The following is a 13,676-nucleotide window of genomic DNA, read 5'->3' as shown; positions in this document are numbered from 1 at the left end:
TGCGGCATTGCCGTCAGTTGATACGCAAGCGTCGGCGCAGGTCGCGCAGGGCAAAGCTGATCCATGGCCAGAGCAAGGCACTGATCACCGCCGACCAGACCAGCGCCAGGGTGGGCAGGCGGTTGCCGGTGAGTGCGCTAAGCCACAGCTGGATCAGCTGGGCGATGCCGAAGATCACCAGAATCACCAGGCTTTGCTGCCACATGGGGAACATGCGCAGGCGCTGCTGCAGGGATAGCACCAGGAAGGTGATGAGGGTGAGGATCAATGCGTTCTGCCCCAGCAGGGTGCCATACAGCACGTCCTCGGCCAGGCCCAGCACGAACGCCGTGGTCATGCCGACTTTGTTCGGCACGGCAAGGGTCCAGAACGACACCAGCAAGGCCAGCCACATGGGCCGGAACACTTCCATGAACTGTGGCATGGGCGTGACGCTGAGCAGCAGGCCGATGGCGAAAGTCAGCCAGATGACCCAGCCGTTGTTGCGGCGTGATGCAGCCATCATTGCCTCCGGGGGTGAGCGGGTGCGGCAGGCGCCGCGGCCGGCACGACAGGTGCTGCCGCAGGCTGCGCTACCGGTGCTGCCGGGGCCGCTGGTGTAGCCGGCGCAGCGGGTGTGCTAACAGCCGGTGCGCCCTGCTCGCCGGTAGTGGCCGGCAGGCCAGAGGCCGAGGTGCCCTTGCGGTCGGCCTCTTCCTGGGCAATGGCGGCATCGGTGGCGCGCTGCTCCGGGGTACGTCGGTCGCTGAACACCAGTAGCATGTAGCGGCTGCGGTTGAGCGCGGCGGTGGGGATGGCGCGAACGATTGCGAACGGTTGCCCGGAATCGTGGATCACTTCGTTGACCGTGGCCACCGGGTAGCCGGCCGGGAAACGCTGGCCCATGCCGGAACTGACCAACAGGTCGCCTTCCTTGATGTCGGCGGTATCGGCCACATGGCGCAGCTCCAGACGCTCCGGGTTGCCAGTGCCGCTGGCGATGGCGCGCAGGCCGTTACGGTTGACCTGCACCGGAATGCTGTGTGTGGTGTCAGTCAGCAGCAGCACCCGCGAGGTGTAGGGCATCAACTCGACCACCTGGCCCATCAGGCCGCGGGCATCGAGTACCGGCTGGCCGAGGAACACACCGTCACGCTCGCCCTTGTTGATCAGGATGCGGTGGGTGAACGGGTTGGGGTCGACACCGATCAGCTCGGCCACTTCAACCTTTTCGTTGACCAGCGCCGAGGAGTTGAGCAACTCGCGCAGGCGCACGTTCTGCTCGGTCAGGGCCGCCAGCTTTTGCAGGCGCCCTTGCAGCAGCAGGGCTTCGGTCTTGAGCTTTTCGTTTTCGGCAATCAGTTCAGTGCGGCTGCCGAACTGGCCGGCCACACCTTGCCACGCACGCTGCGGCAGGTCGGTGATCCAGTAAGATTCCATGAGCACCAGGCCCATCTGGCTGCGCACCGGCTTGAGCACGTCGAAGCGCGCGTCGACAACCATCAACGCGACCGACATCACCACCAGAACGAGCAGGCGAACGCCCAGCGAAGGGCCCTTGGAGAAAAGCGGTTTAATGGGCCGTTCCTCGTGGACGACTCAGGAGGTCATTGGACATGGGACAACGCACCAGCCTGGTTGCGGGTTGACGGATACAGCGCCACAAACAGGCGCCAGCCCAGCGCATACAGGTAGCACTGTGCGTACTACCTGTAAACCGGGCGCTCGTGAACAGCGAGCGGAATCACTCGCTGGAGAGCAGGTCCATCGCGTGCTTGTCCATCATCTCCAAAGCGCGACCGCCGCCACGGGCGACACAGGTCAGCGGGTCTTCGGCGACGATTACCGGCAGGCCGGTTTCCTGGGCCAGCAGCTTGTCGAGGTCACGCAGCAGCGCGCCACCGCCGGTCAGCACCAGGCCGCGCTCGGCGATGTCCGAAGCCAGCTCTGGCGGCGATTGCTCCAGCGCGCTTTTGACCGCCTGAACGATGGTGGCCAGGGATTCCTGCAGCGCTTCGAGCACTTCGTTGGAATTCAGGGTGAAGGCACGCGGTACGCCTTCGGCCAGGTTGCGGCCACGCACGTCGACTTCGCGTACTTCGCCGCCCGGGTAGGCAGTACCGATTTCCTGCTTGATGCGCTCGGCGGTGGATTCGCCGATCAGGCTGCCGTAGTTGCGGCGCACGTAGGTGACGATGGCTTCATCGAAGCGGTCGCCGCCAACGCGGACGGATTCGGCATAGACCACGCCGTTCAGGGAGATGAGTGCGATTTCAGTGGTACCACCACCGATATCGACGACCATCGAACCACGGGCTTCTTCGACCGGCAGGCCGGCACCAATGGCAGCGGCCATCGGTTCTTCGATCAGGAACACTTCACGGGCACCGGCACCCAGGGCCGACTCGCGAATGGCGCGGCGCTCTACCTGGGTCGACTTGCACGGCACGCAGATCAGCACACGCGGGCTTGGCTGCAGGAAGCTGTTCTCGTGAACTTTGTTGATAAAATATTGCAACATTTTTTCGCAGACGCTGAAGTCGGCGATGACGCCGTCCTTCATCGGACGAATGGCTGCAATGTTGCCAGGCGTACGGCCCAGCATGCGTTTGGCTTCGGTACCGACGGCGACGACGCTTTTCTGATTGCCATGGGTACGGATGGCAACAACCGAGGGCTCATTCAGGACGATACCGCGCTCACGCACGTAAATAAGGGTGTTGGCAGTACCCAGGTCGATGGAGAGATCGCTGGAAAACATGCCACGCAGTTTCTTGAACATGGGAAAGTGACCCTGGGGAAAGCGTGGGTAAAAAAGTGCGGCAAACTCTAACAATGGCAGGGATTTTGGGCAAGGAGCCAATATGTTAAATTGGCTGTTTTTCCGAGCACGCCAGCAGAATTTCGCGGCCGTTAGACCGCCAGAAAGCTGACATGTTCCTCACTGCGGACCCAAATTCCGTTCTTTGTTTCCCTTGGAGATCCCCATGGCGCTTGAACGCTGCGACGTGGAAAAGATCGCTCATCTGGCCCGCCTGGGCCTGAATGATGGCGAACTGCCACGCATTACTGATGCCCTGAACAGCATTCTCGGCCTGGTCGACCAGATGCAAGCGGTCGACACCACTGGCATCGAGCCCCTGGCCCACCCGCTGGAGGCCAGCCAGCGCCTGCGCCCCGACCAGGTCACCGAAAGCAACCAGCGCGACGCCTACCAGGCCATCGCGCCGTCGACCGAAAGCGGTCTGTACCTGGTTCCCAAAGTCATCGAGTAAGGGATAGAACCTGCCATGCATCAATTGACCCTGGCCGAGATCGCCCGCGGACTCGCCGACAAGTCGTTTTCCTCCGAAGAGCTGACCGGCGCCCTGCTGGCGCGCATCAAGCAGCTCGACCCGCAAATCAACAGCTTCATCAGCGTCACCGAAGACCTGGCCCTGGGCCAGGCGCGTGCCGCCGACGCCCGTCGCGCCGCTGGCGAAACCGGCGCGCTGCTGGGTGCGCCGATCGCCCACAAGGACCTGTTCTGCACCAACGGCGTACGCACCAGCTGCGGCTCGAAGATGCTCGACAACTTCAAGGCACCCTATGATGCCACCGTGGTCGCCAAGCTGGCCGCAGCCGGCATGGTCACCCTGGGCAAGACCAACATGGACGAATTCGCCATGGGTTCGGCCAACGAATCCAGCCACTACGGCGCGGTGAAGAACCCCTGGAACCTCGAGCACGTCCCGGGCGGCTCGTCGGGCGGTTCGGCTGCCGCAGTGGCCGCGCGCCTGTTGCCGGCCACCACCGGCACCGACACCGGTGGCTCGATCCGCCAGCCGGCGGCACTGACCAACCTCACCGGCCTGAAACCGACGTACGGTCGTGTTTCGCGCTGGGGCATGATCGCCTACGCCTCCAGCCTCGACCAGGGCGGCCCGCTGGCCCGCACCGCCGAGGACTGCGCCCTGCTGCTGCAAGGCATGGCCGGTTTCGACGCCAAGGACTCCACCAGCATCGAAGAGCCGGTGCCGGACTACAGCGCCAACCTCAATGCCTCGCTGCAGGGCCTGCGCATCGGCCTGCCGAAAGAGTACTTCGGTGCCGGCCTCGACCCACGCATCGCCGAGCTGGTCCAGGCCAGCGTCAAGGAGCTGGAAAAGCTTGGCGCCGTGGTCAAGGAAATCAGCCTGCCGAACATGCAGCACGCCATTCCGGCCTACTACGTGATCGCCCCGGCTGAAGCCTCCTCCAACCTGTCGCGTTTCGACGGCGTGCGCTTCGGCTACCGCTGCAAAGAGCCGAAAGACCTCACCGACCTGTACAAGCGTTCCCGCGGCGAAGGCTTCGGCGTTGAAGTGCAGCGCCGCATCATGGTCGGCACCTACGCCCTGTCGGCCGGCTACTACGACGCCTACTATGTGAAGGCGCAGCAGATCCGCCGCCTGATCAAGAACGACTTCATGGCCGCCTTCAACGACGTCGACCTGATCCTTGGCCCAACCACGCCGAACCCGGCCTGGAAGCTCGGCGCCAAGAGCAGCGACCCGGTCGCCGCCTACCTGGAAGACGTCTATACCATCACCGCCAACCTGGCGGGCCTGCCGGGCCTGTCGATGCCAGCGGGCTTCGTCGATGGCCTGCCGGTCGGTGTGCAACTGCTGGCGCCATACTTCCAGGAAGGCCGCCTGCTCAACGTCGCGCACCGCTACCAGCAAGTGACCGACTGGCACACCCGCGCCCCCAACGGCTTCTGAGGAACTCACACATGCAATGGGAAGTTGTGATCGGGCTGGAAATCCACACTCAGCTCGCCACCCAGTCGAAGATCTTCTCCGGCAGCGCCACCACCTTTGGCTCCGAGCCGAACACCCAGGCCAGCCTGGTTGACCTGGGCATGCCCGGCGTACTGCCGGTGCTGAACCAGGAAGCCGTGCGCATGGCGTGCATGTTCGGCCTGGCCATCGATGCCGAGATCGGCAAGCGCAACGTGTTCGCGCGCAAGAACTACTTCTACCCGGACCTGCCCAAGGGCTACCAGATCAGCCAGATGGACCTGCCGATCGTCGGCAAAGGCCACCTGGACATCGCCCTGGAAGACGGCACCATCAAGCGTATCGGGGTAACCCGCGCGCACCTGGAAGAAGACGCCGGCAAAAGCCTGCACGAAGACTTCAGCGGCTCCACCGGCATCGACCTGAACCGTGCCGGCACTCCGCTGCTGGAAATCGTCTCCGAGCCTGACATGCGCAGCGCCAAAGAGGCGGTGGCCTACGTCAAGGCGATCCACGCACTGGTGCGTTACCTGGGCATCTGCGACGGCAACATGGCCGAAGGCTCGCTGCGTTGCGACTGCAACGTGTCGATCCGCCCGAAAGGCCAGGCCGAGTTCGGCACCCGCTGCGAGATCAAGAACGTCAACTCGTTCCGCTTCATCGAGCGTGCGATCAACAGCGAAATCCAGCGCCAGATCGACCTGATCGAAGACGGCGGCAAGGTGGTGCAGGAAACCCGCCTGTACGACCCGAACAAGGACGAAACCCGCTCCATGCGTAGCAAGGAGGAAGCCAACGACTACCGTTACTTCCCCGACCCAGACCTGCTGCCAGTGGTGATCGAGGACAGCTTCCTCGAAACCGTGCGCGCCGGCCTGCCGGAGCTGCCACCGCAAAAGGTCGAACGCTTCCAGAGCCAGTATGGCCTGTCGGCCTACGACGCCAACGTACTGGCTTCCAGCCGCGAACAGGCCGACTACTTCGAAGAAGTGGTGAAGATCGGTGGTGACGCCAAGCTGGCCGCCAACTGGGTCATGGTCGAACTGGGCAGCCTGCTGAACAAGCTGGGCGTCGAGATCGACCAGGCACCGGTCAGCGCCGCGCAACTGGGTGGCATGCTGCTGCGCATTCGCGACAACACCATCAGCGGCAAGATCGCCAAGACCGTGTTCGAGGCCATGGCTGCCGGTGAAGGCGATGCCGACAGCATCATCGAGAGCAAAGGCCTGAAGCAGGTCACCGACACCGGTGCGATCGACAAGATGCTCGACGAAATGCTGGCCGCCAACGCCGAGCAGGTCGAACAATACCGCGCGGCCGACGAAGCCAAGCGCGGCAAGATGTTCGGCTTCTTCGTCGGCCAGGCGATGAAAGCTTCCAAAGGTAAGGCCAACCCTGGGCAAGTGAACCAATTGCTCAAGGCCAAGCTCGAAGGGTGATTGTTTTACCCCTGTAGTCCTGCGAGGGCTTCGCCCTCGTTCGCGGGCATGCCCGCTCCCACAGGTACAGCGCTGTACCTGTAGGAGCGGCTTTAGCCGCGAATGGCCACACTGGAGAGCACCTGACTTGCTAAAACGATCTCTCGGCACCCTCGCCCTGTTTTCCTTCCTGGCCGGCTGCGCCAGCCACGACATCGACCCGCGCGGCTACGACCAGACGGGCACCGCTTCCTATTACGGCTCACGCCACCACGGCAAACGCACCGCCAGCGGCGAACCGTTCAACCAGCACGGCCTTACCGCCGCCCACCGCAGCCTGCCCTTCGGCACCCGCGTGCTGGTCACCAACACGGCCAACCAACGCAGCGTCGTGGTCCGTATCAACGACCGTGGCCCACACACCCGCGGCCGCCTGATCGACCTGTCACGCGCCGCCGCAGAAAAAATCGGCATGCTCCGTAGCGGAACAGCGCGCGTGCGAGTACAAGGGCTTAGCGACTGACGCGACAGGAGTCCGACCATTTTCGACCTGGCCACCCTTCCCACCTTTAGCCTGCTGCAACTGGGCATCGCCCTGCTGTTGCTGGTCGGCGGCGCCGAACTGCTGGTGCGCGCAGCCTTGCGCCTGGCGCAGCGCCTTCATGTTCGCCCGCTGATCATCGGCCTGAGCCTGGTGGCCTTCGGCAGCACCGCGCCACAACTGACCGTAAGCCTGCAGGCCGCCTACCAGGGCGCGCCGGACGTGGCGGTAGGCAGCGTGATCGGTAGCAACATCTTCAACGTACTGGTCATTCTCGGCCTGGCCGCACTGATAATCCCGCTGCGGGTGTCACGGCAACTGGTGCGCCTGGACATACCGCTGATGATCGTCGCCAGCGGGCTGGTTTATGCACTGTCCGCCAACGGCCATCTGGGTCGAGTCGAAGGGGGCCTGCTGTTGCTGGGCCTTGCTGCTTACCTGGCAATGCTCTGGCACCAGTCCCGCCACTACGCACGTACCTACCCTGCCCCGGATGCTGCCAGGGCCAGTGGTGGGCGTTTCTGGTCGGGCACGTTGCTGCAGGTGGTGCTCGGCCTTGGCCTACTGAGCCTGGCGGGCCATTTGCTGCTGGAAGCCGCCATCGAAGTGGCCACCGACCTGGGCTTGTCCGAACGCATCATCGGCCTTACGGTCGTTGCCATCTGCACCTCGCTGCCGGAACTGGCCGCCGCCTTGATCGCCGCCCTGCGTGGCGAACGGGAAATCGCCGTGGGCACGGTGATCGGCAGCAACCTGTTCAACCTGCTGGCCGTGCTCGGCCTGACTGCACTGGTTACCCCCGAGCCGCTGTCGATATCACCCAATGCACTGTCTTTCGACCTGCCAGTGATGCTCGGCGTTGCCGTTCTGAGCCTGCCGGTGTTCTATTCCGGGTACCGCATCACCCGCGCCGAGGGCCTGGTATTCCTTTGCCTGTACCTTGCCTACGGCCTGCATGTGGCAGCCTTTACCATGGGCCTGCCACTCGCCGGCCGCCTGGAACAATTGATGCTGTTCTATGTGCTGCCGGTACTCGCAGCGGTGTTGTTGTACACCACCGTGCGCGCCTGGCGCCGCCAACATTAAGGAAACCGACATGGCTGATAACAACAAGACCGGCGAACAGATTCGCCGCCAGGTAATGGGCGATGCGTTCGTCGACCGTGCGCTGGGTAATGCCACCGACTTTACCCAGCCGCTGCAGGACTTTGTCAACGAGCATGCCTGGGGCAGCGTATGGGCCCGCGACGGGCTGCCACTGAAGACTCGCAGCCTGATTACCCTGGCCACGCTGACGGCACTGAAGTGCCCGCAGGAACTCAAGGGCCATGTGCGCGGTGCGCTGAACAATGGCTGCACGGTGGAGGAAATTCGCGAGGCGCTACTGCATTGCGCGGTGTATGCAGGGGTGCCGGCGGCGATTGATGCCTTCCGTGCGGCGCAGGAAGTGATCGACAGTTACCAATAGGTTGCCTGTACCGGCCTCTTCGCGGGTAAACCCGCTCCCACAAGGGACCTCCACAGCTATCAAATCCTGTGGGGATCCCTGTGGGAGCGGGTTGACCCGCGAAGAGGCCGGGCCTGCCTTGTCTATTTGGCCTGGCGCGCCTTCTTCAGCTTGAAGGCCACCCACAGCACGGCAATCCACGCCGGAATCAGCATCACCGAAATGCGAATCGGCGGGGTCAGGTACATCACCACCAGGATCAGCACGATGAACGCCAGGCACAGGTAGTTGGTCAGCGGGTGCCCCAAGCTCTTGTAGAACGGGGTAATGCCGGCTGCCAGCTTGGCCTTGCGGAACTTCAGGTGGGTAATGCTGATGCTCGCCCAGTTGATCACCAGCGCCGATACCGCCAACGCCATCAGCAAGCCAAAGGCTTCACCCGGCATCAGGTAGTTGATCAGCACACACAGGCCGGTCGCGAAGGCCGACACACCCAGCGCGGTCAGTGGCACACCGCTGCGGCTCACTTTCAGCAACTGGCGTGGCGCGTCGCCCTGGCTGGCCAGACCGAACAACATGCGGCTGTTGGCGTACACGCAACTGTTGTACACCGACAGCGCGGCGGTCAGCACCACGATGTTGAGGATGGTCGCCACAAGATCACTGTCCAGTTCGTGGAAGATCATCACGAACGGGCTGCCGCCCTGCACCACTTTCTGCCATGGGTACAGCGACAGCAGCACCGCCAGGGCACCGATGTAGAAGATCAGGATGCGGTACACCACCTGGTTGGTGGCCTTGGGGATGCTCTGGCGCGGGTTGTCGGCCTCGGCGGCAGTGATGCCCACCAGCTCCAGGCCACCGAACGAGAACATGATCACTGCCAGGGCCATCACCAGACCGGTAACGCCGTTAGGGAAGAAGCCACCGTACTGCCACAGGTTGGCCACGCTGGCATCCGGGCCACCATGACCGCTGCTCAGCAACCAGGCGCCGAAACCGATCATGCTGACAATGGCCACCACCTTGACCAGGGCGAACCAGAACTCCATCTCGCCGTAGACCTTTACCTGGGTCAGGTTGATCAGGTTGATCACCACGAAGAAGATCGCCGCCGTGGCCCAGGTAGGGAAATCCGGCCACCAGTACTGCACGTAAATACCTACCGCCGTCAGCTCGGCCATGCCTACCAGGACGTATACCACCCAGTAGTTCCAGCCCGACACAAAGCCGGCGAACTCGCTCCAGTACTGGTGGGCGAAGTGGCTGAAGCTGCCGGCGACCGGCTCCTCCACTACCATTTCACCCAGCTGGCGCATGATCAGGAAGGCCATCAGGCCAGCAATGGCATACCCCAGCAGGACGGAGGGGCCGGCCAGCTGAATGGTCTGGGCGATGCCCAGGAACAACCCGGTACCGATAGCCCCGCCCAGCGCAATCAGCTGGATATGGCGATTCTTCAGCCCGCGCTGTAACCGCTCGGGCGTGCTCTGGTCTTGCATGAAGTGTCCTTTAGCTCAGTGAGGCAGTGTTGTTGCTGTTATTTGCAGTCAAGGATCTAGATCCATCCGCCCCACTGCAAGATGAAAATACCAATATTGGTGGTGATCGCCGCCATTAGCGTGGTAATCACGATGATCGACGCTGCCAGCTCATGGTTGCCGTTGGCCGCCCGCGCCATCACGTAGCTGGCCGCTGCAGTAGGGCTGCCAATGTACAGGAACAGGATACCCAGCTCCGCACCGCGAAAACCGCACAACCAGGCACCCAGGGTACCCAGCAGTGGCAGCCAGACCATTTTCACCAGGCTGACATCGAAGGCCAGCCTGCCGCTGTCGCGCAGGGCCGCCAGCGACAGGGTGCCGCCAATGCAGATCAGCGCCAGCGGCAAGGTCATCTGCGCCAGGTAGTCACCCGAGGTCAGCAACCAGTTGGGCAGCGGCACCTGGCCGTAGGCCATCGGGGTGGCCACCAGCACGCTGATGATCAGCGGGTTGCTGAAGATGCTCTTGCAAATGCTCCACGGGTCGGACTTCAGGTCTGGGCTGTACACCGCCAGCACCACCGCCGACAGCGAGTTGTACATGAGGATGACCAGGCCGGCGAGCACCGCGCCCAAGGATATACCGTAGTCTCCATACAGGCTGGCGGCCAAGGCCAGGCCGATTACGCCGTTGTTGCCGCGAAACGCGCCCTGGGTATAGATGCCCCGGTCCGCCAGCGGGCTGCGCCAGACAGCCATGCCCCAGGCAATGGCGAAGCCGACCAGGGTGGCGACGATGAAGTACAGGATGACCCCAGGCTTGACCGCTGAAGCAAGGTCGGCGTGGTAGATGCCGAGGAACAGCAGTGCTGGCATACAGACGTTGAACACCAGCTGCGAGGCGACGCGATTGAAATTGTCGTCGATCAGGTGGATGCGTTTGAGCAGCACGCCCATGAACAGCATGGCGAAGACCGGTGCCGTGATGTTCAGCGTCTGGATAAGAAGGGCGAGCATGCGCAAGCGATCCTGGAGGGGGTTGCCGTTAGGCGGCTAATGATACGCCAACGGCCGGGATTTGCGGGGATCGCGGGGTGCCATAGAGAATTTTCTGTCTGTACCGCCCTCTTCGCGGGTGAACCCGCTCCCACAGGACCTTCACAAGGCTCATGACCTGTGCAGTACCTGTGGGAGCGGGTTTACCCGCGAAAGGGCCGGCACTGACAGTAAAGATTCAGCGGCGAACTGGCCGCTTCTGCAGTTTGCGCTGCAAGGTCCGGCGGTGCATGCCCAGCGCCCGGGCGGTGGCCGAGATGTTGCCCTCGTGCTCGTTCAGCACGCGCTGGATATGCTCCCACTGCAGGCGGTCGACCGACATCGGGTTTTCCGGCACCAGGGTATCCAGGTCGGTGTGCTCCGACAGCAGCGCCGCCAGCACATCGTCAGCATCGGCCGGTTTGCACAGGTAATTGCAGGCACCGCGCTTGACCGCCTCCACCGCAGTGGCAATGCTCGAGTAGCCGGTCAGGATCACCACGCGCATTTCCGGGTCCAGCTCCAGCAGCTTGGGCAACAGCACCAGGCCGGAGTCGCCGTCCATCTTCAGGTCCAGCGTGGCGTAGTCCGGCAGGTCCTGCTGGGCCAGGATCAGGCCTTCTTCGGCCGAACTGGCAGTGCTCACGCGGAAACCGCGACGGCTCATGGCACGGGCCATGACGCGGGTGAAGGTGGCATCGTCATCCACCAGCAGCAGGTGCGGCAGCTCTTCGCTTTCGACCTGGTTTTCTTCGCTCATCATTCATCTCCTCGCTTGCCATAGGGCAGGCGCAGTTCGGTCAGGGTGCCACCCTGTTCATGACTATAGAGTTTCACCGAACCGCCCGCACGGGTCACGCTGGCCTTGCTCAAGAACAGGCCCAGGCCGAAGCCTTTGCCTTTGGTGGTAATGAAGGGTTTGCCGATGGCTTCGGCGATGGCCGGCGGCACGCCGGGGCCATGGTCACGGATGCTGATGACGATGTCCTGGCTATCCCAGTCCAGGCGTACTTCCAGGTCATCGGGGCAGGCATCGGCAGCATTGTTCAACAGGTTCAGCAGCGCCTGGGTCAGGTCCGGCGGCGGGATCAGGCGCGGCACCTGGCCATCGCGCAGTCGCTGGAAGCGGTAGCTGGCTTCCGGGCGCATCAGGTGCCAGCGGTTCAGCGCTTCGTCCAGCCAGGCCGTCACGTCCTGCTCAACCACGGCCAGACGGCGGTTGGCCTCGGCAGCGCGCACCAGCTGTTGCAGGGTCTCTTTGCACAGTTTCACCTGATCCTGAAGGATCTGCAGGTCTTCCTGCAACAGGGGGTCGGTGTGGTCTTGGCGCATTTCGTTGATCAGCACGCTCATGGTTGCCAATGGCGTGCCCAGTTCATGGGCGGCACCCGCAGCCTGGGTGGCCACGGCCAGCAGCTGCTCGTCGCGCAGGCTTTCTTCACGCCGCTCGGAACGCAACTGTTCCTGGCGGCGCAGCTCTTCGGCCATGCGCGCGGCAAAGAAGGTGATCACCGCCGCGGCCAAGGCAATGCTCAGCCACATGCCGTAGACCTGCATCTTGTCCCGCGCCATCGGTAGCCCTTCCAGCGGGTAGAACTGCACCAGCAGCAGGCTGTAGGCGGTCAGGGCAATGCCGGAAAGGATCAACGAATACAGCCACGGCAAGGTGACTGCGGCAATCGCCAGCGGCACCAGGTAATACGACACGAACGGGTTGGTCGAACCACCGGAGTAATACAGCAAGGCACTGTGGATCAGCAGGTCACAGGCCAGCTGCAGGGCGTACTCCATCTCGGTAACCGGCAACAACAGGCGCAGGCGCAGGGCCGTGAAGGCGCACAGCAGCGAGGACAAGGCCAAGGTGCCGGCCAGCGAAAGCCAGGGCAGCGGCAGCAGTTCGGTCCAGTAGGCAACGCCCACGGAGCCGGCCTGGGCAGCCAGGACCAGGACCCGAATGACGGTCAGGCGCCAGAGGTTCTGGCGGGTAGCGGACAGCGGTTGTACGGCGGCGAGCATGAGCTCTCCTGATGAGTGCTCCAGAAAAATCGGCTGGAGTATACCGAAGCCGGGCGCCCTGCTGCAGCGATGCGGCAAAGCGCCACACTTTGTCACACAGTCATGATGGCACTTTTGAACCCACTACACTGTTGCCGGTCTGATGGGCCATGCGTGGCATGGATGACCAGAGCCACGCCTTTTATTGCCAAGGAGTACCACATGCACATCCCACGTCGCGGCGCCGCCCTGATCATGTCCTGCGGCCTGCTCGCCAGCCTGCCAGCACTGGCTGCTGATGAACCGCGCTACAACCAGGTATCGCTGCGTGCCGAAGTCAGCAAGGAAGTGGCGCGCGACCTGATGGTCGTGACCCTGTACAGCGAAGCGCAGAACACCGACCCGGGCAAGCTCGCCAAGCAGATCACCGAAACCATGAACAAGGCCGTGCAGCAGTCGCGCCAGGTCAAGGACGTGAAGATCAGCCAAGGCAGCCGCAACAGCTACCCGGTGTATGACAGCAAGGGCCAGAAGATCACCGGCTGGCGCGAGCGCGCCGAGCTGCGCCTGGAAAGCGCCAACTTCCCCGCCCTGTCGCAGCTCACCGCCGACCTGCTGCAAGAGCTGAAAATGGGTGGCATGGACTTCTCCATCGCCCCGGCCACGCGCAAGGCCAGCGAGGACGCACTGCTCAAGGATGCGGTCGATGCCTTCAAGGCGCGCGCACAACTGGCCACCGAGGCGCTGGGTGGCAAGGGCTACAAAGTGGTCAGCCTGAACCTGAACAGCAGCGGTTATCCGCGCCCGTACCTGCGTAGCGCACCGATGGCGATGAAGGCCATGGGCGCGGATGAAGCGGCGCCGGCGCCGGATATCGAGGCGGGTACCAGTGAAGTGAGCATGAATGCTGATGGCTTGATCGAAGTGCAGATGCCGTAAAAACCACGAAACACCTGTAGGAGCGGCCTTGTGTCGCGATGGGTTGCAAAGCAGCCCCGGGATTTCAGCTGTACCTGAT

At 63.1% G+C, this 13,676-nt stretch carries 14 protein-coding genes; 7 read left to right on the top strand and 7 right to left on the bottom strand.

The genetic code is table 11. The features are described 5' to 3' along the window. Positions 1-13: 13 nt before the first annotated feature. From mreD to mreB, 3 genes are all read right to left on the bottom strand, one after another. Positions 14-502 carry a rod shape-determining protein MreD gene (mreD, locus tag ABE456_RS16510; protein WP_346644865.1) on the bottom strand — a complete coding sequence of 163 codons (489 nt, stop codon included), beginning with the start codon at positions 500-502 and terminating at the stop codon, positions 14-16. Beyond that, complete coding sequence (gene mreC / locus ABE456_RS16505) at positions 502-1,557, bottom strand: rod shape-determining protein MreC (RefSeq protein ID WP_346644899.1); 1,056 nt, start codon at positions 1,555-1,557, stop codon at positions 502-504. Before mreC ends, mreD begins: the two co-directional genes overlap by 1 nt. 166 nt (positions 1,558-1,723) lie before the next feature. Beyond that, the gene (mreB, locus tag ABE456_RS16500; RefSeq protein WP_003255163.1) at positions 1,724-2,761 is read right to left on the bottom strand and encodes a rod shape-determining protein MreB; all 1,038 of its coding nucleotides are present in this window, start codon (positions 2,759-2,761) and stop codon (positions 1,724-1,726) included. A 205-nt stretch (positions 2,762-2,966) separates the two neighbouring features. On the opposite strand from mreB, the gene gatC reads away from it, so the two are divergent. From gatC to ABE456_RS16470, 6 genes are all read left to right on the top strand, one after another. Then, on the top strand, positions 2,967-3,254 hold the full coding sequence (gene gatC, locus ABE456_RS16495; RefSeq protein WP_003255165.1) for an Asp-tRNA(Asn)/Glu-tRNA(Gln) amidotransferase subunit GatC: 288 nt from the start codon (positions 2,967-2,969) through the stop codon (positions 3,252-3,254). 15 nt (positions 3,255-3,269) lie between these two features. Further along, complete coding sequence (gene gatA, locus ABE456_RS16490; RefSeq protein ID WP_346644864.1) at positions 3,270-4,721, top strand: Asp-tRNA(Asn)/Glu-tRNA(Gln) amidotransferase subunit GatA; 1,452 nt, start codon at positions 3,270-3,272, stop codon at positions 4,719-4,721. 11 nt (positions 4,722-4,732) lie between these two features. Then, a complete protein-coding gene (gatB, locus tag ABE456_RS16485) occupies positions 4,733-6,178 on the top strand; it encodes an Asp-tRNA(Asn)/Glu-tRNA(Gln) amidotransferase subunit GatB (protein WP_016713158.1) in 1,446 nt (481 codons plus the stop codon). 127 nt (positions 6,179-6,305) lie between these two features. After that, on the top strand, positions 6,306-6,680 hold the full coding sequence (locus ABE456_RS16480) for a septal ring lytic transglycosylase RlpA family protein (RefSeq protein WP_063426377.1): 375 nt from the start codon (positions 6,306-6,308) through the stop codon (positions 6,678-6,680). Between the two features lie 60 nt (positions 6,681-6,740). Further along, complete coding sequence (locus ABE456_RS16475; protein WP_346644898.1) at positions 6,741-7,784, top strand: calcium/sodium antiporter; 1,044 nt, start codon at positions 6,741-6,743, stop codon at positions 7,782-7,784. Positions 7,785-7,794: 10 nt separating this feature from the next. Beyond that, positions 7,795-8,166 carry a carboxymuconolactone decarboxylase family protein gene (locus ABE456_RS16470; RefSeq protein WP_346644863.1) on the top strand — a complete coding sequence of 124 codons (372 nt, stop codon included), beginning with the start codon at positions 7,795-7,797 and terminating at the stop codon, positions 8,164-8,166. A 122-nt stretch (positions 8,167-8,288) separates the two neighbouring features. Here ABE456_RS16470 and ABE456_RS16465 read toward each other — a convergent pair whose 3' ends face one another. The 4 genes from ABE456_RS16465 to ABE456_RS16450 form a co-directional block, all read right to left on the bottom strand. Next, positions 8,289-9,647, bottom strand: a complete 1,359-nt coding sequence (locus ABE456_RS16465) for an amino acid permease (protein WP_346644862.1) — start codon at positions 9,645-9,647, stop codon at positions 8,289-8,291. Positions 9,648-9,703: 56 nt separating this feature from the next. Further along, complete coding sequence (locus ABE456_RS16460) at positions 9,704-10,645, bottom strand: AEC family transporter (protein WP_346644861.1); 942 nt, start codon at positions 10,643-10,645, stop codon at positions 9,704-9,706. Between the two features lie 217 nt (positions 10,646-10,862). Continuing rightward, positions 10,863-11,423, bottom strand: coding sequence for a response regulator (locus ABE456_RS16455; RefSeq protein ID WP_003255244.1), 561 nt, complete (start codon positions 11,421-11,423; stop codon positions 10,863-10,865). Continuing rightward, positions 11,423-12,679: an ATP-binding protein gene (locus tag ABE456_RS16450; RefSeq protein ID WP_346644860.1), complete on the bottom strand. Its 1,257-nt coding sequence runs from the start codon at positions 12,677-12,679 to the stop codon at positions 11,423-11,425. Before ABE456_RS16450 ends, ABE456_RS16455 begins: the two co-directional genes overlap by 1 nt. Positions 12,680-12,880: 201 nt before the next feature. On the opposite strand from ABE456_RS16450, the gene ABE456_RS16445 reads away from it, so the two are divergent. Continuing rightward, entirely contained in the window at positions 12,881-13,597 is a 717-nt protein-coding gene (locus ABE456_RS16445; protein WP_346644859.1) for an SIMPL domain-containing protein, read from the top strand. Positions 13,598-13,676 lie beyond the last annotated feature (79 nt).

Source organism: Pseudomonas sp. TWI929 (assembly GCF_039673335.1).
In the GTDB taxonomy this organism is placed as follows: domain Bacteria; phylum Pseudomonadota; class Gammaproteobacteria; order Pseudomonadales; family Pseudomonadaceae; genus Aquipseudomonas.
The sequence above is the reverse complement of the archived record's forward strand: the minus strand, read 5'-3'. Positions and strand labels throughout refer to the sequence as shown.

Excerpts from the sequence above, each read along its gene's own strand:
- mreD (WP_346644865.1), bottom strand. The coding sequence starts at position 502 with ATGGCTGCATCACGCCGCAACAACGGCTGGGTCATCTGGCTGACTTTC.
- ABE456_RS16450 (WP_346644860.1), bottom strand. The coding sequence starts at position 12,679 with ATGCTCGCCGCCGTACAACCGCTGTCCGCTACCCGCCAGAACCTCTGG.
- ABE456_RS16470 (WP_346644863.1), top strand. The coding sequence starts at position 7,795 with ATGGCTGATAACAACAAGACCGGCGAACAGATTCGCCGCCAGGTAATG.
- gatB (WP_016713158.1), top strand. The coding sequence starts at position 4,733 with ATGCAATGGGAAGTTGTGATCGGGCTGGAAATCCACACTCAGCTCGCC.
- ABE456_RS16460 (WP_346644861.1), bottom strand. The coding sequence starts at position 10,645 with ATGCTCGCCCTTCTTATCCAGACGCTGAACATCACGGCACCGGTCTTC.
- ABE456_RS16465 (WP_346644862.1), bottom strand. The coding sequence starts at position 9,647 with ATGCAAGACCAGAGCACGCCCGAGCGGTTACAGCGCGGGCTGAAGAAT.
- ABE456_RS16455 (WP_003255244.1), bottom strand. The coding sequence starts at position 11,423 with ATGAGCGAAGAAAACCAGGTCGAAAGCGAAGAGCTGCCGCACCTGCTG.
- gatA (WP_346644864.1), top strand. The coding sequence starts at position 3,270 with ATGCATCAATTGACCCTGGCCGAGATCGCCCGCGGACTCGCCGACAAG.
- ABE456_RS16445 (WP_346644859.1), top strand. The coding sequence starts at position 12,881 with ATGCACATCCCACGTCGCGGCGCCGCCCTGATCATGTCCTGCGGCCTG.
- mreB (WP_003255163.1), bottom strand. The coding sequence starts at position 2,761 with ATGTTCAAGAAACTGCGTGGCATGTTTTCCAGCGATCTCTCCATCGAC.
- gatC (WP_003255165.1), top strand. The coding sequence starts at position 2,967 with ATGGCGCTTGAACGCTGCGACGTGGAAAAGATCGCTCATCTGGCCCGC.